1 protein-coding gene is annotated in these 219 nt (G+C 76.3%); it reads left to right on the forward strand.

Annotated features, from left to right (window positions below; genetic code table 11):
• Positions 1 to 219: CoA transferase (locus tag VR44_RS40775; protein WP_045952760.1), on the forward strand; the 219-nt coding region annotated here is incomplete at both ends.

The following is a 219-nucleotide window of genomic DNA, read 5'->3' on the forward strand; positions in this document are numbered from 1 at the left end:
GGCCGGAGCTGGCCGAGGATCCTTCGTACGCGACGAACGCGGCCCGGACCCGGGGACGGGAGTCCACGGACGCGGTGGTGGCGGGGGCGCTGGGCAAGCTCTCGGCGGACGAGGCCGTGGAACGGCTGGAGGCGGCCGGGATCGCCTGTGCGCGGCTCAACTCGGTGGCGCAGTTGGCCGGACACCCGCAGCTGGCCGCACGGGACCGGTGGCGGGAGG

Source organism: Streptomyces katrae, from assembly GCF_000966975.1.
Taxonomy (GTDB): Bacteria; Actinomycetota; Actinomycetes; order Streptomycetales; family Streptomycetaceae; genus Streptomyces; species Streptomyces katrae.